Annotated in this window: 22 protein-coding genes and 1 riboswitch; of the genes, 13 read left to right on the forward strand and 9 right to left on the reverse strand. The window is 70.3% G+C overall.

Annotated features, from left to right (window positions below; translation table 11 throughout):
• The first annotated feature begins 10 nt into the window (after window positions 1-10).
• The 5 genes from ftsA to thiC all read left to right on the forward strand — a co-directional run bounded on the left by ftsA (window position 11) and on the right by thiC (window position 6,119).
• Window positions 11-1,240, forward strand: a complete 1,230-nt coding sequence (ftsA, locus tag BLR05_RS16400; RefSeq protein ID WP_011793983.1) for a cell division protein FtsA — start codon at window positions 11-13, stop codon at window positions 1,238-1,240.
• A gap of 192 nt (window positions 1,241-1,432) precedes the next feature.
• Window positions 1,433-2,665 carry a cell division protein FtsZ gene (gene ftsZ / locus BLR05_RS16405; RefSeq protein WP_092836095.1) on the forward strand — a complete coding sequence of 411 codons (1,233 nt, stop codon included), beginning with the start codon at window positions 1,433-1,435 and terminating at the stop codon, window positions 2,663-2,665.
• 150 nt (window positions 2,666-2,815) lie between these two features.
• A complete protein-coding gene (gene lpxC / locus BLR05_RS16410) occupies window positions 2,816-3,739 on the forward strand; it encodes a UDP-3-O-acyl-N-acetylglucosamine deacetylase (protein WP_092836097.1) in 924 nt (307 codons plus the stop codon).
• Window positions 3,740-3,751: 12 nt separating this feature from the next.
• Window positions 3,752-3,928 carry a hypothetical protein gene (locus BLR05_RS26600; protein WP_167361279.1) on the forward strand — a complete coding sequence of 59 codons (177 nt, stop codon included), beginning with the start codon at window positions 3,752-3,754 and terminating at the stop codon, window positions 3,926-3,928.
• 57 nt (window positions 3,929-3,985) lie between these two features.
• A riboswitch (TPP riboswitch) is annotated at window positions 3,986-4,112 on the forward strand.
• Between the two features lie 165 nt (window positions 4,113-4,277).
• On the forward strand, window positions 4,278-6,119 hold the full coding sequence (gene thiC, locus BLR05_RS16415) for a phosphomethylpyrimidine synthase ThiC (protein WP_092836099.1): 1,842 nt from the start codon (window positions 4,278-4,280) through the stop codon (window positions 6,117-6,119).
• A gap of 29 nt (window positions 6,120-6,148) precedes the next feature.
• On the opposite strand, the gene BLR05_RS16420 is transcribed toward thiC, so the two are convergent.
• Window positions 6,149-7,843 carry a methyl-accepting chemotaxis protein gene (locus tag BLR05_RS16420; protein ID WP_244160117.1) on the reverse strand — a complete coding sequence of 565 codons (1,695 nt, stop codon included), beginning with the start codon at window positions 7,841-7,843 and terminating at the stop codon, window positions 6,149-6,151.
• A gap of 250 nt (window positions 7,844-8,093) precedes the next feature.
• On the opposite strand from BLR05_RS16420, the gene BLR05_RS16425 reads away from it, so the two are divergent.
• Both BLR05_RS16425 and BLR05_RS16430 read left to right on the forward strand, forming a co-directional pair.
• Window positions 8,094-9,794 carry a methyl-accepting chemotaxis protein gene (locus tag BLR05_RS16425; RefSeq protein ID WP_092836101.1) on the forward strand — a complete coding sequence of 567 codons (1,701 nt, stop codon included), beginning with the start codon at window positions 8,094-8,096 and terminating at the stop codon, window positions 9,792-9,794.
• Between the two features lie 97 nt (window positions 9,795-9,891).
• Window positions 9,892-10,386: an RcnB family protein gene (locus BLR05_RS16430; protein ID WP_092836103.1), complete on the forward strand. Its 495-nt coding sequence runs from the start codon at window positions 9,892-9,894 to the stop codon at window positions 10,384-10,386.
• A 10-nt stretch (window positions 10,387-10,396) separates the two neighbouring features.
• On the opposite strand, the gene ruvC is transcribed toward BLR05_RS16430, so the two are convergent.
• The 3 genes from ruvC to BLR05_RS16445 are packed head-to-tail and all read right to left on the reverse strand — an operon-like array spanning window position 10,397 to window position 12,843.
• Window positions 10,397-10,945, reverse strand: coding sequence for a crossover junction endodeoxyribonuclease RuvC (ruvC, locus tag BLR05_RS16435; protein ID WP_092836178.1), 549 nt, complete (start codon window positions 10,943-10,945; stop codon window positions 10,397-10,399).
• An 11-nt stretch (window positions 10,946-10,956) separates the two neighbouring features.
• Window positions 10,957-11,961 (reverse strand): phosphatidate cytidylyltransferase, encoded by a 1,005-nt coding sequence (locus BLR05_RS16440; protein WP_092836105.1) that lies wholly within the window; start codon window positions 11,959-11,961, stop codon window positions 10,957-10,959.
• A 3-nt stretch (window positions 11,962-11,964) separates the two neighbouring features.
• The gene (locus tag BLR05_RS16445) at window positions 11,965-12,843 is read right to left on the reverse strand and encodes a lysophospholipid acyltransferase family protein (RefSeq protein WP_092836180.1); all 879 of its coding nucleotides are present in this window, start codon (window positions 12,841-12,843) and stop codon (window positions 11,965-11,967) included.
• Window positions 12,844-13,086: 243 nt separating this feature from the next.
• Between BLR05_RS16445 and BLR05_RS16450 the strand changes: the two genes are divergently transcribed.
• From BLR05_RS16450 to BLR05_RS16465, 5 genes are read left to right on the forward strand one after another with little or no spacing between them, the layout of a single operon-like run.
• Complete coding sequence (locus tag BLR05_RS16450; RefSeq protein ID WP_092836107.1) at window positions 13,087-14,094, forward strand: Bug family tripartite tricarboxylate transporter substrate binding protein; 1,008 nt, start codon at window positions 13,087-13,089, stop codon at window positions 14,092-14,094.
• Window positions 14,091-14,468, forward strand: coding sequence for a cupin domain-containing protein (locus tag BLR05_RS16455; protein ID WP_092836109.1), 378 nt, complete (start codon window positions 14,091-14,093; stop codon window positions 14,466-14,468). Before BLR05_RS16450 ends, BLR05_RS16455 begins: the two co-directional genes overlap by 4 nt.
• A complete protein-coding gene (locus tag BLR05_RS16460) occupies window positions 14,465-15,274 on the forward strand; it encodes an HpcH/HpaI aldolase family protein (protein WP_092836111.1) in 810 nt (269 codons plus the stop codon). The genes BLR05_RS16455 and BLR05_RS16460 overlap by 4 nt, the downstream gene beginning before the upstream one ends.
• Before the next feature lie 25 nt (window positions 15,275-15,299).
• Window positions 15,300-15,431, forward strand: a complete 132-nt coding sequence (locus tag BLR05_RS27520) for a hypothetical protein (protein ID WP_279616026.1) — start codon at window positions 15,300-15,302, stop codon at window positions 15,429-15,431.
• A 44-nt stretch (window positions 15,432-15,475) separates the two neighbouring features.
• Window positions 15,476-16,342, forward strand: coding sequence for an IclR family transcriptional regulator domain-containing protein (locus tag BLR05_RS16465; protein WP_092836113.1), 867 nt, complete (start codon window positions 15,476-15,478; stop codon window positions 16,340-16,342).
• Window positions 16,343-16,348: 6 nt separating this feature from the next.
• Here BLR05_RS16465 and mtgA read toward each other — a convergent pair whose 3' ends face one another.
• The 4 genes from mtgA to BLR05_RS16485 are packed head-to-tail and all read right to left on the reverse strand — an operon-like array spanning window position 16,349 to window position 20,956.
• The gene (gene mtgA / locus BLR05_RS16470; RefSeq protein ID WP_092836115.1) at window positions 16,349-17,083 is read right to left on the reverse strand and encodes a monofunctional biosynthetic peptidoglycan transglycosylase; all 735 of its coding nucleotides are present in this window, start codon (window positions 17,081-17,083) and stop codon (window positions 16,349-16,351) included.
• Complete coding sequence (gene aroE, locus BLR05_RS16475) at window positions 17,080-17,925, reverse strand: shikimate dehydrogenase (RefSeq protein ID WP_092836117.1); 846 nt, start codon at window positions 17,923-17,925, stop codon at window positions 17,080-17,082. Before aroE ends, mtgA begins: the two co-directional genes overlap by 4 nt.
• A 46-nt stretch (window positions 17,926-17,971) precedes the next feature.
• Window positions 17,972-18,832 (reverse strand): energy transducer TonB, encoded by an 861-nt coding sequence (locus BLR05_RS16480; protein WP_092836119.1) that lies wholly within the window; start codon window positions 18,830-18,832, stop codon window positions 17,972-17,974.
• A gap of 42 nt (window positions 18,833-18,874) precedes the next feature.
• Entirely contained in the window at window positions 18,875-20,956 is a 2,082-nt protein-coding gene (locus tag BLR05_RS16485; protein ID WP_092836121.1) for a ribonuclease catalytic domain-containing protein, read from the reverse strand.
• A gap of 174 nt (window positions 20,957-21,130) precedes the next feature.
• Between BLR05_RS16485 and BLR05_RS16490 the strand changes: the two genes are divergently transcribed.
• The gene (locus BLR05_RS16490; RefSeq protein WP_143015940.1) at window positions 21,131-22,807 is read left to right on the forward strand and encodes a Wzy polymerase domain-containing protein; all 1,677 of its coding nucleotides are present in this window, start codon (window positions 21,131-21,133) and stop codon (window positions 22,805-22,807) included.
• Here BLR05_RS16490 and BLR05_RS16495 read toward each other — a convergent pair.
• Window positions 22,804-23,400, reverse strand: coding sequence for a YqiA/YcfP family alpha/beta fold hydrolase (locus BLR05_RS16495; protein WP_092836123.1), 597 nt, complete (start codon window positions 23,398-23,400; stop codon window positions 22,804-22,806). The two genes, BLR05_RS16490 and BLR05_RS16495, sit on opposite strands and share 4 nt — an antisense overlap.
• Window positions 23,401-23,504 lie beyond the last annotated feature (104 nt).

The raw sequence follows: 23,504 nt of genomic DNA on the forward strand, positions 1-23,504 counted from the left end.
ACACAAAGATATGGCACGAGAATACAAAGATGTGGTGGTGGGGCTGGACATCGGGACGGCCAAGGTGATGGCCGTCGTGGCCGAAGTGCTCCCGGGCGGTGACCTGAAGCTGGCCGGCCTGGGCGTGGCCCCGAGCAACGGGCTCAAGCGCGGCGTGGTGGTCAACATCGACGCCACGGTGCAGAGCATCCAGCAGGCGCTGAAGGAGGCCGAGCTGATGGCCGACTGCAAGATCCAGCGCGTCTATACCGGTATCACCGGCAGCCACATCCGCGGCCTGAATTCCAGCGGCATGGTGGCCGTCAAGGACAAGGAGGTCACCCCCGCCGACGTGGCGCGCGTGGTCGAGACCGCCAAGGCCATCAACATCTCCTCCGACCAGCGCCTTCTGCTCGTGGAGCCGCAGGAGTTCGTGATCGACGGGCAGGACGTGCGCGAGCCCATCGGCATGAGCGGCATCCGCCTGGAGGCGAAGATCCACATCGTGACCGGCGCCCAGAGCGCGGCCGAGAACATCATCAAGTGCGTGCGCCGCTGCGGCCTGGAAGTGGAGCAGCTCATGCTGAACCCGCTCGCCTCCAGCCAGGCGGTGCTGACCGACGACGAGCGCGAGCTCGGCGTGGCGGTGGTGGACGTGGGCGCGGGCACGACCGACGTGGCGATCTTCACGGGCGGGGCCATCCGCCACACGGCGGTGATCCCGATCGCCGGCGACCTCATCACCAGCGACATCGCCATGGCGCTGCGCACGCCCACCAAGGACGCCGAGGACATCAAGGTCGAGAGCGGTTACGCCAAGCAGCTGCTGGCCGACCCCGAGGCGCAGGTGGAAGTGCCGGGCCTGGGCGACCGCAGCCCGCGCATGCTGTCCAAGCAGGCGCTCGCCGGCGTGATCGAGCCGCGGGTGGAGGAGATCTTCTCGCTCGTGCAGCAGGTGATCCGCGAGTCGGGCTACGAGGAGGTGCTCTCCTCGGGCATCGTGCTCACGGGCGGCAGCGCCATCATGCCGGGCATGGTGGAACTGGGCGAGGACATCTTCCTCAAGCCCGTGCGCCGCGGCATTCCGAAGTATTCCAGCGCGTTGTCCGACATGGTGGCCCAGCCGCGTGCTGCTACTGTCATGGGTTTGCTCGAAGAGGCCCGGCAGGCACGGCTGCGCGGCTTCAAGGTGGCCCAGAAGAGCGGCTCGGTGAAGACGGCTTTCGGACGGTTCAAGGACTTCATCATCGGGAACTTCTGACATGCGAACCCCTCTGCAACGGCTTGTCCGCGGAAGTCCCACGGCCAGTGGCCTCCACCGATGGCGGGGCACGGGCCCTCCCCGCGGCGTGCACCGGCATACCCATCGCACCGTTTTCTTCTTCGTATTACCCACCGGCCGCAACGGCCAACCGCAAATCTCTCGTGAAAGACCAGGACTAGGAGCACCAGCATGACCATCGAAATGATCGAAGCCGAAGAATTCAACCAGGGCACGCAGATCAAGGTGATCGGTGTCGGCGGCGGCGGCGGCAATGCCGTCGAGCACATGATCTCGCGCCAGGTGCAGGGCGTGGAGTTCGTGTGCGCCAACACCGATGCGCAGGCGCTCACCCGCAGCAGCGCGCACCGCGTCATCCAGCTGGGCCACAGCGGCCTGGGTGCCGGCAGCAAGCCCGAGAAGGCCCGCGAGGCCGCCGAGGCCGCGCAGGAGGACATCCGCCAGGCCATCCAGGGCGCGCACATGCTCTTCATCACCGCCGGCATGGGCGGCGGCACCGGCACCGGTGCCGCACCCGTGATCGCACGCGTGGCCAAGGAGATGGGCATCCTCACCGTAGGCGTGGTCACCAAGCCCTTCGACTGGGAAGGCGGCCGCCGCATGCAGAACGCCGACAACGGCCTGGCCGAACTGGAAGCCAACGTCGATTCGCTGATCGTCGTGCTCAACGAGAAGCTGCTGGAAGTGCTGGGCGACGACATCACCCAGGACGAGGCCTTCGCACATGCCAACGACGTGCTGAAGAACGCCGTGGGCGGCATCGCCGAGATCATCAACGAGTACGGCCACGTCAACGTCGACTTCGAAGACGTGCGCACCGTGATGGGCGAACCCGGCAAGGCCATGATGGGCACGGCCACCGCCAGCGGCCCCGACCGCGCCCGCATCGCCGCCGAGCAGGCCGTGGCCTGCCCGCTGCTGGAAGGCATCGACCTTTCCGGCGCCAAGGGCGTGCTGGTGCTGGTCACGGCCGCCAAGGGCAGCCTCAAGCTGTCCGAGTCGCGCCTGGCGATGAGCACGATCAACGCCTATGCGTCGCCCGATGCCCACGTCATCTACGGCGCGGCCTACGACGACAGCCTGGGCGACGACATCCGCGTCACCGTCGTGGCGACCGGCCTGTCACGCGCCAACGCGCGCCGCCAGCCGATCTCCGTGGTGCAGGGCGGCCTGCGCACCGGCACCGACAACATCGCCTACCAGATGCCCATCGCGGGCGCTGCCGTGGGCGTGGCCGGCGGCCTGGCAGGCGGTGCGGCATCGCAGACCGACTACGGCAACATGTCGGTGCCCAGCGTCTGGCGCACCAACCGCACGCAGGCCGCGGCCCGCGTCGACGCGCTGTCCTCGGGCGGCATGGACGACCTGGAAATCCCGGCCTTCCTCCGTAAACAGGCAGACTGACCCCTTGAGTCGCCGTCTTCCGGAGGCCATTGGCCGCCCCGCTTCCGCAAGGAGGCGGGGCGGCTTTTTGTTTCCGTTGTGACGCATGGGCTATGGATGGCATAGCCATCTGTGCGGGCAGGGACGGGTGCCGCCACCTAAAATTGCGGGATGCTCCAGCAACGCACGATCAAGACCCTCACCCGCGCCGTCGGCGTGGGCCTGCACAGTGGCCAGCGGGTCGAGCTCACGTTGCGTCCCGCCGCGCCGGACACGGGCATCGTGTTCCGCCGCATCGACCTCCCCGAACCCGTGGACATCCCGATCCGCGCCGAGTCGGTGGTGGATACGCGCATGGCCTCCACCATCGGCATGGGCGGTGCCAAGGTGCATACGGTCGAGCACCTCATGTCCGCCTGCGCGGGCCTGGGGCTGGACAATCTCTACATCGACATCACCGCCGAAGAGGTGCCCATCCTCGACGGATCCTCGGCCTCCTTCGTGTTCCTGCTGCAGAGCGCCGGCGTGGTGCTGCAGAACGCACCGAAGAAGTTCATCCGCGTCACGCGGCCCGTGGAAGTGCGCGAGGGCGATGGCCAGCAGCTCAAGTGGGCGCGGCTGGAGCCCTACCATGGCTACAAGCTGCGCTTCGAGATCGATTTCGCCCACCCGGCCGTGGATTCCACCGGCCAGAGCGTGGAGTTCGACCTCGGCTCGGGCAACTACACGCGCGATATCGCGCGTGCCCGCACCTTCGGCTTCACGAAGGACGTGGAGATGATGCGCGCGAGCGGCCTCGCGCTGGGCGGCGGGCTCGACAATGCCATCGTCATGGACGACTACAAGGTGCTCAATGCGGACGGCCTGCGCTACGACGACGAGTTCGTGAAGCACAAGATCCTCGACGCCATCGGCGACCTCTACATCGTCGGCCGGCCGCTGCTGGCGGCCTACAGCGCCTTCCGCTCGGGGCACGCGATGAACAACCGGCTGCTGCACGAACTGCTGGCGAACGAGGATGCCTGGGAGATCGCCACGTTCGAGAGCGAGCGGCAGGCGCCCACCGGTTTCGCCGCACCCGTGCATGCCTGGTGAGCCCGCGCCGCCATGCTGCTGTTCCGAGGTCTTTTCTTCTTCCTGCTGCTGCTGGCGGTGGTGTCGTTCGTGTTCTACGCGGCCACCGGGCAGCCGCGCTTCAAGCGCTTCGGCATCGTGATCGTCAAGTGGACGGTGCTCTCGGCATTCGCCTTCTTCGCGGTGCTGGCGCTCGAGCGCTTCCTCTGATGTCCGCCGGCGCGCCCCGCCCCCGGGGTGACACGGCCGGGCATCGCTCCTATACTCGCGCCTGCTCCGGGGTGCACGTAGAGACTCGCAATGTTTCTGGGCGTGCTGAGACGGCGGACCTGACCGCCGGAACCGCGAACTTGATCTGGTTAGTACCAGCGTAAGAAGAGCTGCAGCCGGGACTCCCGCACCTGCAAGCGGATGCCTTGAAGCATCCGCCTGGCCGCCGCGCGCCGTCGCCCCGTCCCATGGGGCAGGGCCGCGCAGCGGGCGCCTCCACCCGGAGGCCGGTACGGCGCACCTGGCCCCATGCGGAGCACATTTCCATCCACCCGAGGAGATTGCCCGCATGAACGCCCCCGACAAGTTCGCCCAGCTGCTCGCGCTGACCCGCGAACCCTTCCCCGCCTCCACCAAAAGCTACCTCATCGGCAGCCGCCCCGATGTGCGCGTGCCCGTGCGCGATATCGCGCTGACCAACGGCGAGCAGGTCAGCGTCTATGACACGTCCGGCCCCTACACCGATCCCACGGCCGACATCGACGTGCGCCGGGGCCTTGCCCGCGTGCGCGGTGCCTGGATCGAGGGCCGGGGCGACACCGAACGCTACGAAGGGCGCCAGCGGGTGGCGCTGGACGACGGCAGCAAGTCCGAGGACGCCGCCCGCCTGGCCGTGCTCCGCGCCGAGGCCGCAGCCCTGCAGCGCACGCCCCTGCGCGCCCGGAGCGGCGCCAATGTCACGCAGATGCACTACGCCAGGAAGGGCATCGTCACGCCCGAGATGGAATACGTGGCCCTGCGCGAGAACGGCCGCCGCGAGTGGATGGCGCAGTACCAGCAGGATGCCGCACGCGAGCACCGCCTGGCCGGCAACCCGATGGGCGCGAGCATCCCGAAGATCATCACGCCCGAATTCGTGCGCGACGAAGTGGCGCGCGGCCGGGCCATCATCCCGGCCAACATCAACCACCCCGAGGTCGAGCCCATGGCCATCGGGCGCAACTTCAAGGTCAAGATCAACGCCAACATCGGCAACTCGGCCGTCACCTCCAGCATCGAGGAAGAGGTCGAAAAGCTGGTCTGGGCCATTCGCTGGGGTGCGGACAACGTGATGGACCTCTCCACCGGCAGGAACATCCACACCACGCGCGACTGGATCGTGCGCAACAGCCCCGTGCCCATCGGCACCGTGCCGATCTACCAGGCACTGGAGAAGGTGGGTGGCATTGCCGAGGACCTGACCTGGGAGATCTTCCGCGACACGCTCATCGAGCAGGCGGAGCAGGGCGTGGACTATTTCACCATCCATGCGGGGGTGCGGCTGGCCTTCATCCACCTCACGGCGCAGCGGCGCACGGGTATCGTCTCGCGCGGCGGCTCCATCATGGCCAAGTGGTGCATGGCGCACCACCGCGAGAGCTTCCTGTACGAGCACTTCGAGGACATCTGCGACATCATGAAGCAGTACGACGTGTCCTTCAGCCTGGGCGACGGCCTGCGGCCCGGCTGCGCGTCCGATGCCAACGACGAGGCGCAGTTCGCCGAGCTGCGCACGCTGGGCGAGCTCACGCAGACTGCCTGGAAGCACGACGTGCAGACCATGATCGAGGGCCCCGGCCACGTGCCCATGCACATGATCCAGGCCAACATGACCGAGCAGCTCAAGACCTGCCACGAAGCGCCGTTCTACACCCTGGGGCCGCTCACCATCGATATCGCCCCCGGCTACGACCACATCGCCAGCGCCATCGGCGCAGCCATGATCGGCTGGATGGGCACGGCCATGCTCTGCTACGTGACGCCCAAGGAGCACCTGGGGCTGCCCGACCGCGACGACGTCAAGCAGGGGATCATCGCGTACAAGATCGCGGCCCATGCGGCCGACGTGGCCAAGGGCCATCCGGGTGCCCGAGCGCGCGACGACGCGCTCAGCCAGGCGCGCTTCGACTTCCGCTGGCAGGACCAGTTCAACCTGGGCCTCGACCCGGAGACGGCGCAGCAGTACCACGACGAGACCCTGCCCAAGGACTCGGCCAAGGTGGCGCACTTCTGCTCGATGTGCGGGCCGAAGTTCTGCTCGATGAAGATCACGCAGGAAGTGCGAGATTTCGCGGCCCGGGGCATGCAGGAAAAGGCCCAGGAGTTCCGCGGCACGGGCGGGGAGCTGTACGTGCCGATCCAGGCGGTGTGATGCCGCCCGTCCGGGCCGGGCGGGGCGGTTCAGCCCGCGCTGGCCAGCAGGCGCTGCGGGCGCGCAGGCAGCAGCGCGCTGCGTGCCGGCGGCCCGGCCGGGGCCGGCTCCTGCGCGGGCAGCACGAACTGGCTCACGAGCTGGGCCAGGTCGTGGGTCTGCAAGCGCAGGCTTTCGGTGGCGGCAGCCGATTCCTCCACCAGGGCGGCGTTCTGCCGCGTCATCTCGTCGAGCCGCGCCATGGCCACGTGGATGGCGGCGATGTCCTCGTTCTGCGACTGCGCATGGCTGCGGATCTCGCCCATCGTGCGGGCCGTGTCCTCCACGGTCGAGACCACGCGGTGCATGGTCTGGCCGGCCTGCCGGGCCAGGCCGGCGCCGTCCTGCACCTGTTGCACCGTCGCCTGGATGAGGCCTTTGATTTCGCGCGCGGCTTCGGCCGAACGGTTGGCCAGGCTGCGCACCTCGGCCGCCACCACCGCGAAGCCGCGGCCCTGCTCGCCGGCATGCGCCGATTCCACCGCCGCGTTCAGCGCCAGGATGTTGGTCTGGAAGGCGATGGAATCGATCACGCCGGTGATGTCGGCGATGCGGCGCGAACTGGCGGCGATCTGTTCCATGGTCTGCTCCACCTGGCCCACCACGCCGCTGCCTTCGCGCGCGACCTGGGCCGCCCCGGTCGCCAGGGATTCGGTTCGCTGCGCCGAATCGGCGGCGCCGGCCACCCGGAGGGTGACGTGCTCCAGCGCCGCGGCGGTCTCCTGCAGCCGGGTGGCGGTTTCCTCCGTGCGGCTGGACAGCTCGGCGTTGCCGCCGGCGATCTCCGACGAGGCCGAGCGGATCGCCTGTCCCAGGGACTGCATCCGGCGCACGAGGCCGCGCAGCGCCGTCTGCATCACGGCCAGCGATTCGAGCATGTGGCCCGCCTCGTCCCGGCCGTGCCCCTGGATCTCCTGGCGCAGGTCCAGTCCCGCCACGCGGTCCGCCGTCGCGCCTGCCTGGGCGATCGGGCAGGTGATGCTGCGCACCAGCCACAGGGCCAGCAGCATGCCGGCCGCCAGCGACAGCACGCCGAACGCCAGCAGCGACCAGCGGCCGGCCGCACCCAGCCCGGACACCTCGGCCGCTCCGGCGTCGATGGCCTGGCGCTGCGACTGCGACAGGCCGTCCAGCGATGCGAGCAGGCGCGTGGCCGCGGGCACGAAGCGGTCTCCGTACACCTGGCGGATGCGCTCCGTGAGGCCGGAGTCCCGTGCGGCGATCAGTGCGGCGCAGGCCTGGCTGAAATCCCTGCCCGCCGAGCGCACCGCCACGATCCGTCCCGCGTCCTCGGTGCCCTGCAGGCGTTCGGCGAGTTGGGCCAGGAGGCTGTCGTACTGCCGCTGGGTGCGCGCGATGTCGGCACCCAGGATGTCGCCTACCTCGGGCTCGGAGCTGAGGGCCACGGCCTTGTAGCGCTCCGCATTGATGGCCTGCAGGCGGTGCGCGTCGGCGACCAGGCGTTCGGTGGCGACCCGGCGGTCCACCATGGCGCTGGCCGATGCGCCGATGCGTTGCAGCGCGACAACGCCGATGGCCGAACCGATGCCGTTGAGCGCCAGTACGGCGAGAAAGGCACCGAGCAGCCGCCGCCCGAGCGCGCCGCGGCGGACGTGCCGACCCGGCAATCTGGAGGGCGGCAGGGAAGGCGGGGCGCCTTCTAAAGAATGGGATGAGAGAGTCACTCAGGAGACCTGGCTGGGCAGGGAAATGGCGGGGCACGCCCGGATTCGGATACTTTGCACCAAGAATGTGACAATTTGTTTATCCTGGTTGCGCGTGGGTCACGTGGCGTGTGACCGCGCCAGTCGTGCTTACCCTGCCGGTATCACTGCCGGACCGACCTATAGTGGGCGCCCCGGCGGCCCACGAGGCGGCAATGCGGGTGGGCGCAGTTATTGCATGGGCCCTTTGTAACGTTTTGTAGAGGATGTCATGAATACTTTGGGACGCCTGTCGATCCGCACGCGCCTTTACTTCGGCACGATCTTTTCCCTGGTGCTGCTTGTCGTGATCGGAGGGCTGGGATATCTCGCCCTCGACCGCACGCGCGACACGCTGCAGGTGCTTTTTTCCCAGCGGGTGCAGACGCTGACCGACATGGCCGACCTGCGCACGACGCTGGGCACACTGCGCCGCACCGAAAAGGACATCATCCTCAACTTCAACAACTCTGTCGAAGTGGCCTCGCAGAGAGAGGCCTGGGGCAAGACCCTGGCCGCGCTGCGCAAGAGCCTCACGGCCGTGCGGCAGGTGCAGGCAGGCGACGCGGCCTTCGTGGCCTCCATCGACAAGGCGCAGGCCGAGATCCAGCAGTACGAGGCCGGCATCTCCCCGATCTTCGAGCAGATCGAGCGCGCCCAGCTCGACGGGGCCGGTGGCGCCGCCTATGCCGACCGCCTCAAGGGCCACATGGAGGCGACCGACCAGATCCTCGCGAGCCTGGCGCAGAGCGCCCGCCAGAGCATGGAGGAGGCGCGGCAGGGCGTGGAGGAGCGCACCGCCACCATGTCCGCGGTGATCGGCGGCGGGCTGGTGCTGGCGCTGGCGGTGCTGATCCCGCTCACCTTCTTCAGCGTGCGCTCCATCACCGCTTCCCTGGCGCAGGCCCGGGCCCTTGCCGAACGCATCGCCGGCGGGGACCTGTCGCATGAAGTCCGGCCCGCCCAGATGGACGAGGTCGGCCAGCTCGTCGTGGCCATGGGGCGCATGCAGGATGCGCTGCGCGGCCTGGTGCGCCAGGTGCAGGAGGCCTCGGGCAACATCTCGACGGCCAGCACCGAGATCGCCTCGGGCAACCACGACCTGAGCCAGCGCACCGAGCAGACCGCCGCCAACCTGGAGGAAACGGCCTCGTCCATGGAAATGCTCGCCGGCACGGTGCAGCAGAGCACCCAGTCCGCGCGCCAGGCCAGCGACTTCGCGTCCACCGCGGCCCAGGTGGCGGCCAGGGGTGGCAGCGTCGTCTCGCAGGTCGTGGACACCATGGGCCAGATCACCGACAGCTCGCGCAAGATTGCCGACATCACCGGCGTGATCGATTCCATCGCCTTCCAGACCAACATCCTGGCGCTCAATGCCGCTGTCGAGGCCGCGCGAGCGGGCGAGCAGGGCCGCGGCTTCGCGGTGGTCGCGGCCGAGGTGCGCACGCTGGCGCAGCGATCGGCTTCGGCGGCCAAGGAGATCAAGGAGCTCATCGGCTCCTCGGTGGAGCGCGTGGAGAGCGGCTCGCGGCTCGTGAGCCAGGCCGGCACGACGATGACCGAGATCGTGGACAGCGTGCGCCGCGTCTCCGAAATGATCTCCGAGATCACCGCCTCGTCGGCCGAGCAGAGCGACAACATCGGCCAGATCAGCCAGTCCGTGAGCCAGCTCGACCAGATGACCCAGCAGAACGCCGCCCTGGTCGAGCAGTCCACGGCCGCCTCGGAGTCGCTGCGCGAGCAGGCGGTGCAACTGCTCGGGGCCGTGCGCCGCTTCCGCCTCGACGACGGCGGCACGGTGGTGGAGACCGCCCTGCAGGCACCGACGCCGCCCGGCAGCACGCCCCTGGTGCCCCGGTCCCGGGCCGCCGCCCTGCCCGAACCCGTGCGCGGACCGGTGGTCGGCTTCGTGCGCCACGAGCCCGCCGCCTGACCGGGCCGGCCCGACCGGACCGGGGTTGCGGTTTTCCCCGGCCGGGGTGGGCCGTGCATGGTGGTAGGCTGCGGTTTTTGCCCCGCAGCAACGAGCCATGATCCGTACAGACTCCTCCTGCGCCGATGCACCCGGCTCCGGCGCGCTGAACCACTTCCGCTCCGCCGGCCTGGTCCTGTTCCTGGGCCTGTCCTCCCTGGGCGCGCAGGCGCAGCCCTACGACGGCATCCCGGGCCGCGAGTACGAGCACGGACCCGGACACCGCAGGGGCGGCCCGGGCCACGGGCACCATGCCGGTCCGCGCCATGCACCGCCGCCTCCGCCGCACCGGCAGCATGCCGGCCCGCGCCACCATCCCGGCCCCTCGCCGCATGCCCGCGCCCATGGCCGCCGTGGTGCCGGCCCGCACCACGACTGGTACCGCGGCGGCCGCGTGCCGCCCATGTACCGCTCCCACCACTACGTGGTGCAGGACTGGCGCGGCCACCATCTGGCGGCGCCGCCCTACGGCTACCACTGGGTGCAGAACGGTCCCGACTACCTGCTGATCTCGGTCGGCTCCGGCGTCATCGCGCAGATCGTCTTCCGCTAGCCGGAGGGCATCAGAGCGTCCGTCCGCCCCGGTACATGGCGTGCTGGCGGCGGTTGAGCGTCGTGGCTTCCGCCAGCCGGCCCATCGCCGCGCCGGCATGGGCGTGGGTGATGGCCAGGCCCAGCGCGTCGGCGGCGTCGCTGCCCGGTACCCCGGGCAGCTGCAGCAGCCGGCGCACCATCTCCTGCACCTGGGACTTGGCCGCGCGGCCGTGGCCCACGACGGCTTTCTTCATCTGCAGCGCGGTGTATTCCGCCACCGGCAGCTGGCTGGCCACCAGGGCGGTGACGCAGGCGCCCCGCGCCTGGCCGAGCAGCAGGGTGGACTGGGGGTTCACGTTCACGAAGACGATCTCGACCGTGGCCACGTCGGGCTGGTAGCGGGCGGCCACTTCGGTGATGCCGTCGAACAGGATCTTCAGGCGGCCCGGCAGGTCGCCCAGGGCCGCGCCCGTGGTGCGGATCGTGCCGCTGGCCACGTAGCTCAGGTGGTGCCCGTCCACGTCCACCACGCCGAAGCCGGTGGTCTGCAGGCCGGGGTCGATGCCCAGGATTCTCATGGGGGTGCCGCTCACAGCCCGAAGTACCAGCGGGCCGAATGGAAGAACACCGGGCCCGCGAAGCACAGCGCGTCCACGCGGTCCAGCAGGCCGCCCGCCCCGGTGGTGGACTGGCCCTGCAGGCCCCAGCTGGTCACGCCGCGGTCGCGCTTGAGGGCCTTCATCACGAGGTGGCCGAGCGTGCCGGCCAGGCACGCCAGCAGCGCCATGCCCAGCGCCTGCCCCGCCTTGAAGGGGGTGATGAACGACAGCGCCACGCCCGCCAGGCCGCCCACCGCGACGCCGACGCTCCAGCTCAGCCACTGGAAGCTCTGGCTCACCAGCGGTGCCACGGGGCGGTGCGGGAAGCGCCGGCCCAGCAGGTGCTGCGCGATGACGCTGGTCTGCACCACGGCCACGAGGAAGAAGACCAGGAAGGCGCCTCGCCCTTCGTAGTTGGGAAAATCGAGCAGCAGCAGAGCGGGCACGTGGCTCATGCCGTACACGCAGACCATGATGCCCCACTGCAGCTTGGCGTTGCGCTCCAGGAAGCGTTCCGGGTCGTTGGCCAGCGCGCTCGCCACCGGCAGCGCGAGGAAGACATACACCGGGATGAACACCGTCAGCAGGTCGAACTTGCGCATCCCCACGATGGCGAACTGCAGCGGCAGCACGACGAAGAACGCCAGCGCGAGGCTGCGGTGGTCTCCCCGCCGCGTGGGCGAGAGCGTGATGAACTCGCGCAATGCCAGGAAGGCGACGATGGCGAAAAGCACCGTGGCCACGGCATCGCCCAGGGCCCAGCCCACCCAGAACACGATCGCCATGATCCACGACGTCTTCAGCAGGCTCCAGAAGCGGCGCCATTCCTGCTGGTGCGCCTCGTGCGCGGCCTGGTCTTCCGGGCCGGGCCCGCGCGCCTCGCGCAGGGTCTGGAAGAAGGCGTAGAGGGTGACCAGCGACAGCAGGCCGAACATGGCCACGAACAGCGCGCCGATCTGCTGCGTGGTGGTGAGGTGGCGAAGCGCGTCCAGCATGGCTCACACCTCCCGCAGGGCGATTACCGCGCGCCTGGCGCGGTCGAGGAAGGCGCGCCGCTCTTCGCGCGCGCCCAGTTCGATGGGCGCGCCGAAGGTCACCGAGCACAGGATGGGCACGGGCACGACCTCGCCCTTGGGCATCACCCGCTGGACGTTGTGGATCCATGCCGGCACGAGCACCACCTGGGGGAACATCTGCGCGAGCCGGTAGAGCCCGGACTTGAAGGGCTGGGGCTCGTCCCCCTGGCCGCGCGTGCCCTCGGGAAAGATCACGATGGAATCCCCGCTCTCCAGGGCGCGCACCAGTGGCGCGAGCGGGTCGTCCCCGGGCAGCGCGGCGCGCAGGGCCTCCGGGTCCGGCCGCGCGGGCTGCGCCGGATCGGCGGGTGGCGCGGCCGGTTCGGCCAGCGCGGGCGCGGGCTGCGCCAGAAATCCCTCGAGCGTGCCCTGGGCGGGCAGCGGGCCGCGCGCGGGAGGCTCCGGCTGCGTGGGCAGGACGGACTGGGTGGGCTCGGTGATGGCCTGCAGTGGCGCTCCGCCCGGCGTGTCCGCGGCGGGCTGGGGCGGTGCCTCCGGCGCCGGGCGCTGCGCGGGGGTGCCGGAGACCCGGTCCACGTACACCGCGTTGAAGACGGCGGTGGTCAGCCATTGCCGGAAAGGGGTCTTGGTCCAGTAGTCCTTCGCCGCGATGGGCCGGGTGATGCTGCGCAGTTCCTGGGGCAGGGCGGCCCAGATCATGACCAGGTCGGCATGGCTCTGGTGGTTGGCGAAATAGATGCGCTGCTCGGCCTTGGGCGGGCAGCCGTACCACCGGGCCTGCGAACCGGTGAGCAGGCGCACCAGCCCGAGCAGGAAAAGGCTCATCAACTTGGACAGCATGGCCCGGATCATACGGGGCGGCCCTCTGCCGCAGCCCGCTGCGGATAGCGCGCGACCCTTTGGGCAATCCCGCAGGCCGGGAAGGGCCATGAATTGCGGAAAGGAACTAAATCGTTCCACTCTTCGGAATCCGGAAAGTTCGCCTCCTATTCGGCGAATATGGCTTCTAGACTCTGCCCATGCGAACCAAAAAATGATTTTGGTATCGTATTTCTCAAATTCATCAAAGAGGGAACCTTGCACATGTCTTCCAACCTCCTGCTGTCACGCCGCCACGCTCTTGCGCTGGGCCTGGGAAGCGCGGCCCTGCCCTGGGCCGCCCACGCCCAGGGTCCGCAGGGCGCGGGCGGCGGCGACTTTCCCTCGCGGCCGATCCGGCTGGTGGTGCCCTTCGCGCCGGCGGGATCGACGGACATCCTCGCCCGGCTGCTCTCCAGACAGCTCTTTCCCCACAGCGGCCAGCCCATCGTGGTGGATAACGTCGCCGGCGCGGGCGGCAACCTGGGGGCCGCCGTGGTGGCACGTGCGCCGGCCGACGGCTACACCCTCGAGATCGGTGCGATGTCCACCCATGCGATGAATGGCAGCCTCTACCGGCAACTGCCGTTCGATCCCATGAACGATTTCGACACCGTCGCCATGCTGGCCTACGCGATCAACGTGATCGCGGTGTCCGCCAGCATGCCGGTGCACACCTTCCCCGAACTGCTCGCCTACATCCGCGCCAACCCCGGCAAGATCAACTATGCCTCCGGGGGCATCGGCACGCACAACCACCTCACCCTGGCCCTGCTGGCCAAGACCGCCGGACTGGACATCGTGCATGTGCCCTACAAGGGCGGCGGCCCCGCCGTGGCGGCCCTGGTGCAGGGCGAGTGCCAGATGTTCGCGGGCGGCGCGTCGCTGCTGCTGCCCCATGCGCAGGCCGGGAAGATCCGCCTCATCGCGGTGACCGAGAAGAACCGCACCGACCTGCTGCCCGGCGTTCCGAGTGTGTCGGAGACGCTCAAGGGCTTCGAGGTGACCAACTGGTACGGCGTGTTCGCGCCGCGCGGCCTCGAGCCGGCGCGCCGCGCGCAGCTCAACGAAGAGATCAACCGCGTCACCGCGCTGCCCGAGATCGCCGAGCGATTCCGGGGCCTGGGCATGGTGCGCTCGCCCCTGTCGCCGCTGCAGTTGCGCGCCGTGCTCCAGGCGGACTACGACCTGTGGTCCCGCACCATCCAATCCCTACGCATCGCACCCGAATGACCCCCTCCGCTCCCGCCCCCCTGCCGCCCGAAGCGGCTGCCGTCCTGCACAGCGTCGACTGGAGCGCGCTGGAATGGGTGCCCGTGCGCCGCGGCATCGAACGCAAGGCGTTCGGCAGCGGCAACGTGACCCTGGCGCTGCACCGCCTGATGCCCGGGCACGAGCCCCGGCCGCATGCGCACCCGAACGAACAGGTGATGTACATCCTGGCGGGGCAGATGGACGTGCACGTGGACGGGCAAGTGGTCCGGCTGGGGCCCGGCGGGCTGCTGCTCATCCCGCCCCACGCGCTGCACTACGGCGTGGTCGTGGGCGACGAGCCCGTGCTCAACCTGGATGTCTTCACCCCCGCGCGGCCGGAATACCTCGCATGACCGGCATCGCCCACTCCCCGCCTTTCGGTCCGTCTCCGGCGGCACGGCTGCGCAGCCGCATCCTGGCACGCGACCGCCTGATGGCGACCTTCGTCAAGACGACCTCCCACCAGACGGTGGAGGTGCTCGCCGCCACGGGGCTCGACACGCTCGTGCTCGATGCCGAGCACGCGCCGTTCGGTCCGGAAAGCCTGGACCGCAGCCTGCTCGCCGCCCATGCCTGCGCGCTGCCGGTGCTGGTGCGCGTGCCCTACCCGCGTGCCTCGGCCATCCAGCAGGCGCTGGACCTCGGAGCGGGCGGGGTGATGGTGCCGCACGTGGACGATGCCCGCATCGCCGAGGAGGTGGTGCGCGCCGCGCGCTACGGGCAGGGCGGTGCCCGGGGGTTCAGCAATTCCTCGCGCGCCGGTGGCTACGGCACCCGCGGCATGGCCGAGCACTTGCGCGCCAGCGACGCGCACACCTCGGTCATCGTGCAGATCGAAAGCGCCCGCGCCGTGGCCGAGGCGGCCGCCATCGCCGCCGTGCCGGGCGTGGATTGCCTGTTCGTCGGCCCGGCCGACCTGGCCGTGTCGCTGGGTGCCCAGGGGCTGGACGATCCACGGGTGGCCGCCGCGGTCGCGGCCGTGAGCGCCGCCGGGCTGGCCCAGGGCTGCGCGGTCGGCTGCTTCGTGCCCGACGTGCGCGCCATCCCTTCGCTGGCCGCGCAGGGCATGTCGTTTTTCGTGGTGGGTTCCGACCAGGCCCTGCTGTGCCGTGCGGCGCGGCAGGTGCTGGCGGAAGCGATCGAATCCGAAGCGGCCTGAAGGCCGTACCCGGAAAGCCCCGACCATGAACCACCAGAACCGGATCCTCGCGCTGCGCAGAAGCCTCGGCTTGGCGCGCACGGGCCTGCCGCGGTCTGCTTCCGTTTTCCCAGCGCGCGTGACGGGGGGCCCGCGTGCGATCGTGTTCCCCGAATGACCCCCGCATTCGCTGGCCTTCCATTTCCACAGAGAGAACAACCCATGAGTACCGAAGTCCGCTCCGTGCAACGTGCGCTGCTGATCCTGCGCGTCATGAACGAGCGCTCCACCTGGAGCCTGCAGGAACTGCACCAGCGCACGGGCCTCGCCAAATCCACGCTGCACCGCCTGCTGGGCACGCTGGAGCACGAGAAATACGTGCGCAGCGATCCCCACGCCTACGGGCAGTACCAGCTGACGCTGGCCGTGAGCAACCTCAGCAGCGGGGTGAACGAGAAGCTGCGCCTGGCCGAGCTCGCCGCGCCGCTGATGATCACGGCCACGCGGCAGATCAAGTGGCCGCTGTCGCTCGCCGTGATCGACGGGCACCAGATGCGCGTGGTCTTCTGCACCATGCCCTACAGCCCCTATGCCATCCGCCCGTCGAGCCTGGGCCGCCGCTACGACCTGATCCCGTCGGCGCTGGGCCGCGCCTACCTGGCCTACTGCACCCGCGCCGAGCGCCGCATCCTCGTGGAGGCCGCCAACACCCATGGCGAGCCGCACCAGAAGATCACCGACATGTGGGCACTGCGCCGGATCGTGCGGGAAACGCGCCAGCAGGGCTACGCCATCCGCTACGCCCGCAACAACTCCGAGAGCACGGCCTTCGCGGTGCCGGTGTTCGGCGGCGGCGTGCTGCGCGGCGCGCTGGTGTATTCCACCTTCGCGAGCCAGATGGACGACCGCATGCTCAAGCGATTCCTCTCCCTCGTGCAGTCCACCGCTTCGCGCATCGGCGAGGAAGCCGCGCAGTCGTCACAGCTGCCCGGCATGCCGCTGCCGCCGCAGACGGCCGGCATCCTGGCATCGGCGCAGCCGGCGGCGTATGCCGGTGCCGTGTCGAACGCGCACCCCGTCGCGGCCTGACGTTCGTCAGGGCAGTTCCGCGCTGGGCATCCTGCCCTGGATCACGCGCGTGCGGCCCGACAGGTAGGCAGAGCCCGGGTTCTTCTCGAAGCGCCTGGGCGCCGGCAGCATGACGGCGAGGCGCGCTGCTTCCGCGGCGCTCAGCTGCGACGCGCTCTTGCGGAAATAGTGCTGCGCCGCCGCCTCGGCGCCGAACACGCCGCCGCCCCATTCCACGCTGTTGAGGTAGATCTCCAGGATGCGCTGCTTGGACAGCAGTTGCTCCAGCGCCAGCGTCAGCACGAACTCCTGCCCCTTGCGCAGCAGGTTGCGCTCGCCGGAGAGCAGCAGGTTCTTGGCGAGCTGCTGCGTGATGGTGGAGCCGCCGCGGATGCGGGCCGGCCGCACCGTCCGCCCCGGCTGCGCATCCTGCAGGCGCGCGGCCTGGGCCTCGGCGCGGGCATTGCGCTCCCAGGCCTTCTCGATCGCATTCCAGTCCACGCCGTCGTGGCTGGCGAAGCCGTCGTCCTCCGACGCGATCACCGCACGCTTGAGCGTGTCCGCGATGCGGCCGTAGGGCACCCACTCCTGGCGCCAGCGCAGCCCGTTGCCGCCGGCCACCTGGGCCCAGGCCTCGGAGCGCTGGAAGCTGGTGGACTGCGGATCGATGGCCGCCATCGCGGCGATGCGCAGTACGAAGAACAGCTGCAGCGCCACGCCGGCCAGCAGCACGCAGCCGATCCAGCGCAGCAGGCCCTTCATAGCTGCGCGCGCAGTTCCTGCAGCACCTGCGCGGCCGGGGGGCGCACGCCGCGCCACACCGCGAATGCCTCGGCAGCCTGCTCCACCAGCATGCCCAGCCCGTCTCGCGGCACCGCGCCATGGGCGAGCGACCAGTCCATGAAACCCTGCGCGGCGGGGCCGTACATCATGTCGTAGGCCAGCGTGCCTTCGCGCAGCACCGTGTCCGGCACGGGCACCTCGCCGCCGGCCAGGCTGCTGGCCGTCGCGTTGATGACCACGTCGTAGCCGGCACCGGGCTGGCCGATCGGCAGCGCCTGGAGCGCCACCTGCCGGCCGGCCGCGAGATCCGCGTGCGCCTGCACCAGGGCCTGCGCTCGCGCCTCGGTGCGGTTCACCACGGCGATCCGCCGGGGGGCCTGCTCCAGCAGCGGGGCGAGCACGCCCGCGGCCGCGCCACCGGCGCCCACGAGCAGCACGTTGCGGCCCGCGAGCGCCACGCCCGCATTGCCCACGATGTCCGCCACCAGGCCCAGGCCATCGGTGTTCTCGGCATGCACCGTGCCGTCGGCCCGGAAGCTCAGGGTGTTGGCCGCCCCCGCGCGCCGCACGCGGTCGCTGGCGTGGGTCGCGATCCGGGCCGCGTCGTGCTTGAACGGCACCGTCACGTTGCAGCCCGCCCCGCCGGCCGCCGCGAAATCGGCGAGCGCCTGGGCGAAGCCATCGAGCGGCACCAGCCGCCGCGCGTAGGCGATCCGCTGGCCGGTGAGTTCGGCGAAGCGCGCATGGATCCACGGCGAGCGGCTGTGCTCCACGGGGTGGCCCATCACGCAGTACACGTCCGGGTCGGGTCTCGTCGTCATTGGGGCAGGAAGGGCAGGTCGTCGGGAAGGGGCTGGCCGGTGTGCGTCAGCGCACGCTGGTTTCCAGGGTCTGCTCGCGCGTGAACTTGAAGCGCGACACCACGGCGATCTGGTCGGCCTTGGCGCGCATCGCGGGGCTGAAGTTGCCGAAGGGGCCGGATGCGCGCACGATGGCCTGAGCGCGCTGGTCCAGCAGGCGGTTGCCGGAGCCCTGGACGATCTCGGTGTCGAGCACCTGGCCGTCGTGGTTCACGGTCACGATCATGGTCAGTTCGCCGTAGAGCTTCCTGCCGGCCTGCTCGGGGAAGCTTTCCGTGCCCTTGTCCTCGATCTTGCGGCGCAGCCCGTCGTAATAGACCGCATAGACCTCCTCGCGCGTGGCGGGGCTGATGTAGCGCTTCTTCGGGCGGGAGTTCTCCTCGTTGATGCGCTTTTCGATCTCGGCGAGCAGCTTCAGCAACTGGCGGCGCCGCTCTTCCTGCTGCACGCGGTCGGTGTTCGGGCTCTGGTCCCGCGGGTCGGGCGGGGGCATGGTCGCCAGCTGCTTGCGCAACTGCGCCAGCATCTGGGCCTGTTGCTCCTGCATGGCGTCGAGCTTGCGTTGCGCCTCCTCGAAGTCCTCGCCCACCTGGGTGATGGCGGAGTAGGGCAGGGGGCTGGTCGCGCGGCCCTTGTCCGCGTCGCCGCCGCCCGCCAGCGAGGACTGCGCGATGGCCTGGGCCTTCTCGGGCCGCTCGTTGGACCTGGCGTTCACCAGGACCACCTCCAGCGGCGTGTCCTGGAAGACGCGGTTGAAGCCTTCCGGGTCGATGAAGCGCGCCGACAGCAGCACGGCGTGCACCGCCACCGAGAAGGCGAGCGCGATCTGCAGCGTGCTGAAGCGTTGGAGGAGGGCGGGGACTTTCACGGCGGCCGATTATGCGGGCTGGGGCGGCGTGGCCGGCGGCTTTCAGGACGCCGCTGCCGGTGTGTCGGCTCGCTCGGCCTCGTTGACATCCACCGCGATGGCGATCGGGCCGGCCACGGCCTCCTCGTCCTCGCTCTCGGGCTCGCCGGTGATGGCATCGTCCCCGGGGTCTGCCGGATCGTCCAGGCGCTCGACCACGGTGCCGCTGACGTCCAGCGTGATGTCGTCGATCTCGCCCAGCTTCACGCGCACCCGCGCGCCGCGCGGCAGCGCCTGGGCGCCCAGCACGGGCAGCACCAGCGGCAGTTCGTCTGCGCGCACCAGGTAGCTGCCACCGCCGCCGTCCTTGATCACGCCGGCATCGAGTTCGGTGATGCCGTTCTGCCGCAGGTACTGCAGCGTCCAGAAGCGCTCCATGCCGGCCTGGTAGCCGTTGTAGGCACCGTAGGCCGCGTCGAAGCTGCTGATGATGGAGAACAGGTCCGCATCCTTGGGCTTGAACGGCGCCGCCAGCGCGGCGGTCTTGCCGTGGCGCACGCAGGCGATGATCTGCCACTGGTTCACCAGATCGACGTAGCGGCGCAGCGGCGACGTCGCCCAGGCGTAGCTCTTCACGCCGATGCCCGCGTGGGGCAGGGCCTTGGTGCCCATGCGCACCTTCATGCCCGGCGCGAGGCTCGCCTGGCTGCGGTAGATGCCGGGCACGCCGTGCTCGGCCAGCAGGCCGCCCCAGGTGCTGTTGGCCACGATGGCGGCCTCCGCCACGATCAGGTCCAGCGGCGCGCCCCGGCGGCGCGTGGTGATCGACACGGTCTCGGCGCCGGTCGGCTCGCTGCCCTCGGGCACCCCCGCCAGGCGGAAGTTGTAGTCGGGCCGGTTGAAGGTCTCGGGCTTGCCGCGCACCACCTCGCGCTGCGCCTTGAGCTTGCGCGCCAGGCGGTGGAGGAACGACAGCTCGGCCCGGCGCTCCTGCAGCGCGGCGGGCGTGCCCTCCACTTCCACGGACGGGTCCTGCAGCCATTCCTCGGTGACGATGTGGTCGAGCCGGTCGTGGCGCAGGTTCACGGCCACCGGCACCCGCTCGAGCTTCGTCTCCGTGCCCGTGATCTCCAGCGTGGTCTCGTCGATGGACACGTAGAGCGAGACGGCCGGGTTCGCGCGGCCTTCATCCAGCGTATAGATCTGCACCACCTCGTCCGGCAGCATGGTGATCTTGTAGCCCGGCATGTAGACGGTGGACAGCCGCTGCCGGCCGAGCTGGTCGAGCGGGGAGCCCGGCACGATCGCCAGCCCGGGCGCGGCGATGTGGATGCCCAGCACCACGGTGCCGGTGTCCAGGCCCTGCACCGAGAGCGCGTCGTCGATCTCGGTGGTCTGCGAGTCGTCGATCGAATAGGCCTGCACGGGCGCCAGCGGCAGGTCGGCCGGCGGCTGGGGTGCCGTGAGCGACGGAAAGCCCGTGCCCTTGGGGAAGTTGTCGAACAGGAAACGCTTCCAGTGGAACTGGTAGGGCGAATCGATGGCGCCGGCCTGTTGCAGCAGGTCGAGCGGCGCCTTGTGCGTGGCGCGGCTGGCTTCCACCACCGCCTTGTACTCGGGCGCGTTCTTGTCGGGCCGGAACAGGATCCTGTAGAGCTGCTCGCGGATCGGCTGCGGGCATTCGCCGCGGCCCAGCTGCTCCGCCCAGGCGGCGATCTGCTCCTGCAGCAACCGCTTTTTCTCGATGCCGGCCAGCGCCTGCTGCAGGATCTCGGCCGGTGCCTTCTTGAACCGGCCCTTGCCGGCGCGGCGGAAGTAGTGCGGCGCCTCGTAGAGCGCGAACAGCGCGCCCGCCTGCTGGGCCAGCGTGGCGTTCTCGGAGAAATAATCGCGGGCGAGGTCGGCGAAGCCGAATTCCTCTTCCGGCGCGAACTCCCAGGCCAGGGGCAGCTCGATGGTCGCGGCCAGGGCCTGGCCCTCGCGCAGCAGGTCGGCCGGGGCCGGCTTCTCGAATTTCAGCAGGATGTGGGCGGCCTTCACCTTGACCCGCTTGCCCGATTCGAGCTCGATCTGGGCCGAACTTTCCGCTTCGGACAGGATGCGGCCGGCCAGGAACTTGCCGGCTTCTTCAAACAATGCGTGCATGGAGGGATTGTCCCATGGGCCGCGCACCCGGCCGGCCCGGCGCGGCAGGAGCCTCCGCGCGCCCTATGATCTGGCGCTCACCGGCGCATGGCGCCCCGGGCGTCCTCCGCTGCCGGCGCCCGCCTGGCCCCTTTTCGCCACCGACCCCGCCCGCTTCCGCGTCCCGCCCATCCGATGACCGCGCCCGCGCAACCCCCCTGGCTTTCGCCCCTGCCCGCCTGCACCGCCGGCGTGGCCATCGCGCTGCCCTTCCTGTACGGGCACACGACCCCGCCGCTGTCCAATTTCTGGCCCCTGGCCGTTTCCGGCCTGTGCGCTTTCGCGGTGGCGGCCGCCCTGGTCGCCGCCTGGGCGCGCCAGCCGGCCGGCGCAGCGGGCGACCGCCTGCACCAGGGGGCGGCAAAGGCGGTGGCGGCCGGCATGCTGCTGGCGGGCCTGGTGGGCGCCGCCATCGGCCTGGCCCAGTTCTTCTGGGGCGATCCCGGCTGGGCGCCCTGGATCTATCCCTCCACGCACGGCGTCGCCATGGGCAACCTGCGCCAGCGCAACCAGCAGGCCACGCTGCTGTGCATGGGCGCCTGGGCGCTCGCCTGGTGGGTGGCGCGCACGCAGGGCGGCGAAAGCCGGCGCCTGCGGCCCGCCTCCGTGGCGCTGGCGCTGCTCGCCTTCTGGGCGCTCGCGCTGCTCGCGGCCGGCGCCGCGGCCACGGCATCGCGCACCGGGGCGCTGGAATGGGGCTGCATGCTGGTCCTGCTGCTGCTCTGGCGCCGCTCCCTGGGCGCACCGGCCCTGGCCCTGGGCATGGCGGGCATCGCGCTCTACGCCCTGTTCTCCGGGCTGCTGCCCATCCTGCTGGAGCGCTGGACGGGTTTCACCATGGACGGCCTGTTCGCACGCCTGTCGGCGCCCGAGCATGCCTGCGACAACCGCCACGTGCTCTGGTCCAACGTGCTGCACCTGATCGCCCAGCGGCCCTGGACGGGCTGGGGATGGGGCGAACTTTCCTACGCCCACTACATCACCCAGTACCCCGGCAAGCGCTTCTGCCTGCTGGTGGACAACGCCCACGACCTGCCACTGCACCTGGCCGTGGAACTGGGCCTGCCTTTCGCTCTTGCGGTCTGCTGCCTGGCGCTCTGGCTGGTATGGCGCGCGCGCCCCTGGCGGGAAACCGACCCCGCCCGGCAGCTCGCCTGGGGGCTGCTGGCCATCGTCGGCGTGCACAGCCTGCTGGAATTCCCGCTCTGGTACGGGCCGTTCCAGCTGGTGGCCGTCTGCGCGCTCGCGCTACTGTGTCCCCGCTGCTGGCGGACGCCGGCGCGCGGTGCCCTGCGCGTCCCGCTGCTGTGCGCCGCCGGGCTGGCGGCGGGCCTCTGGCTGGCCGGCATCGCGCTGCTGGTGCGCGACTACCACCGCGTCTCGCAGCTCTACCTGACCGTGGACCAGCGCGATCCCGCCTTCCGGGACGACACCGCGCGGCGCGTCGCCGACTCCACCGTCTTCTTCCGCGACACCCTGGATTTCGCCCTGCTCACCACCCTGCAGCCCACGCGTTACAACGCTGCACGCGTGCACGCCCTCGCCAGCCGGCTGCTGCACTATTCGCCCGAGCCCCGCGTCATCGAGGCGCTCATCGACAGCGCCACCCGGCTCGGCCTGGAGGGCGAGGCCGACTTCCATACCCGGCGCTACCGCGATGTGTATCCGCAGGAATACGCCAACTGGCTGGCCAAACGGCCGGCGCCGGCTGCCGCCGTCGCCGCCGGCGACGAGCCCTTCCGGACCACGTCCGGGCCTTCTCGGACCGCGACCGAGCCGCCCCCTGCGCTAGGGCCTGTTCACAGGCCCTAGTCCACCAGGCCGCAGAACGCCACCACTTCGCCGAGGTGGTCCGGGAACGTGCTCAGCGCGTGGTCGCCCCCTTCGAGCAGCCGCACCTGCGCGCCGGCGTGGCGGGCCGCCATTTCCCGCCAGTCCAGGAGCTCGTCGCCCTTGGCGATGATGGCCAGCTTCGGGCCGGCCGGGGGAAGGCCCCGCACGTCCAGCGCCCGGAGTTCGGCGATGTATTCCGGGCGGAAATAGAAGTGCTCTGCGGGGTCGTGCCACGCCGTCTGCTCGCCGATGTAGCGCTCCAGGTCCCGGGCCGGGTCCACCGCCGGGTTCAGCACCACGCTCGTGCAGCCCGGTTTCTGCTGGGCCACCCAGCTCGCGTAGAACCCGCCCAGCGAGGAGCCCACAACGGCCATGCGCTGTGCCGGCCAGTCCGCGATGCCCTGAGCGACCAGCGCCATCGCCTCCCGGGGCGACGGGGGCAGTTGCGGGCACCAGAAGCGCGCGTCCGGCCGGTGCGCTGCCATCCATTGCGCCATCTGCTGCGCCTTGGCCGAACGGGGTGACGAGCGGAAGCCGTGCAGGTAGAGCAGGTGGGTGGTGGCGTGCGGCATGGGAAGGCGGATGGGAAAGTGCGCGGGGACGGGAGGGCCCTGGGGCGTACCGGGCATTGTGCCGCCGGCCGGCCCCGGCGGGGCTGCCACCGATAATGGCGCCC

Source organism: Paracidovorax cattleyae, from assembly GCF_900104515.1.
GTDB classification, from domain to species: Bacteria; Pseudomonadota; Gammaproteobacteria; order Burkholderiales; family Burkholderiaceae_C; genus Paracidovorax; species Paracidovorax cattleyae.

What these genes read in the sequence shown, in the direction of transcription:
- BLR05_RS16460 (WP_092836111.1), top strand. Translation starts at nt 14,465, where the DNA reads ATGACCGGCATCGCCCACTCCCCGCCTTTCGGTCCGTCTCCGGCGGCA.
- ftsZ (WP_092836095.1), top strand. Translation starts at nt 1,433, where the DNA reads ATGACCATCGAAATGATCGAAGCCGAAGAATTCAACCAGGGCACGCAG.
- BLR05_RS26600 (WP_167361279.1), top strand. Translation starts at nt 3,752, where the DNA reads ATGCTGCTGTTCCGAGGTCTTTTCTTCTTCCTGCTGCTGCTGGCGGTG.
- BLR05_RS27520 (WP_279616026.1), top strand. Translation starts at nt 15,300, where the DNA reads ATGAACCACCAGAACCGGATCCTCGCGCTGCGCAGAAGCCTCGGCTTG.
- lpxC (WP_092836097.1), top strand. Translation starts at nt 2,816, where the DNA reads ATGCTCCAGCAACGCACGATCAAGACCCTCACCCGCGCCGTCGGCGTG.
- ftsA (WP_011793983.1), top strand. Translation starts at nt 11, where the DNA reads ATGGCACGAGAATACAAAGATGTGGTGGTGGGGCTGGACATCGGGACG.
- thiC (WP_092836099.1), top strand. Translation starts at nt 4,278, where the DNA reads ATGAACGCCCCCGACAAGTTCGCCCAGCTGCTCGCGCTGACCCGCGAA.
- aroE (WP_092836117.1), bottom strand. Translation starts at nt 17,925, where the DNA reads ATGACGACGAGACCCGACCCGGACGTGTACTGCGTGATGGGCCACCCC.
- mtgA (WP_092836115.1), bottom strand. Translation starts at nt 17,083, where the DNA reads ATGAAGGGCCTGCTGCGCTGGATCGGCTGCGTGCTGCTGGCCGGCGTG.
- ruvC (WP_092836178.1), bottom strand. Translation starts at nt 10,945, where the DNA reads ATGAGAATCCTGGGCATCGACCCCGGCCTGCAGACCACCGGCTTCGGC.
- BLR05_RS16455 (WP_092836109.1), top strand. Translation starts at nt 14,091, where the DNA reads ATGACCCCCTCCGCTCCCGCCCCCCTGCCGCCCGAAGCGGCTGCCGTC.
- BLR05_RS16450 (WP_092836107.1), top strand. Translation starts at nt 13,087, where the DNA reads ATGTCTTCCAACCTCCTGCTGTCACGCCGCCACGCTCTTGCGCTGGGC.
- BLR05_RS16465 (WP_092836113.1), top strand. Translation starts at nt 15,476, where the DNA reads ATGAGTACCGAAGTCCGCTCCGTGCAACGTGCGCTGCTGATCCTGCGC.
- BLR05_RS16490 (WP_143015940.1), top strand. Translation starts at nt 21,131, where the DNA reads ATGACCGCGCCCGCGCAACCCCCCTGGCTTTCGCCCCTGCCCGCCTGC.
- BLR05_RS16495 (WP_092836123.1), bottom strand. Translation starts at nt 23,400, where the DNA reads ATGCCGCACGCCACCACCCACCTGCTCTACCTGCACGGCTTCCGCTCG.
- BLR05_RS16430 (WP_092836103.1), top strand. Translation starts at nt 9,892, where the DNA reads ATGATCCGTACAGACTCCTCCTGCGCCGATGCACCCGGCTCCGGCGCG.
- BLR05_RS16425 (WP_092836101.1), top strand. Translation starts at nt 8,094, where the DNA reads ATGAATACTTTGGGACGCCTGTCGATCCGCACGCGCCTTTACTTCGGC.
- BLR05_RS16440 (WP_092836105.1), bottom strand. Translation starts at nt 11,961, where the DNA reads ATGCTGGACGCGCTTCGCCACCTCACCACCACGCAGCAGATCGGCGCG.
- BLR05_RS16485 (WP_092836121.1), bottom strand. Translation starts at nt 20,956, where the DNA reads ATGCACGCATTGTTTGAAGAAGCCGGCAAGTTCCTGGCCGGCCGCATC.
- BLR05_RS16445 (WP_092836180.1), bottom strand. Translation starts at nt 12,843, where the DNA reads ATGCTGTCCAAGTTGATGAGCCTTTTCCTGCTCGGGCTGGTGCGCCTG.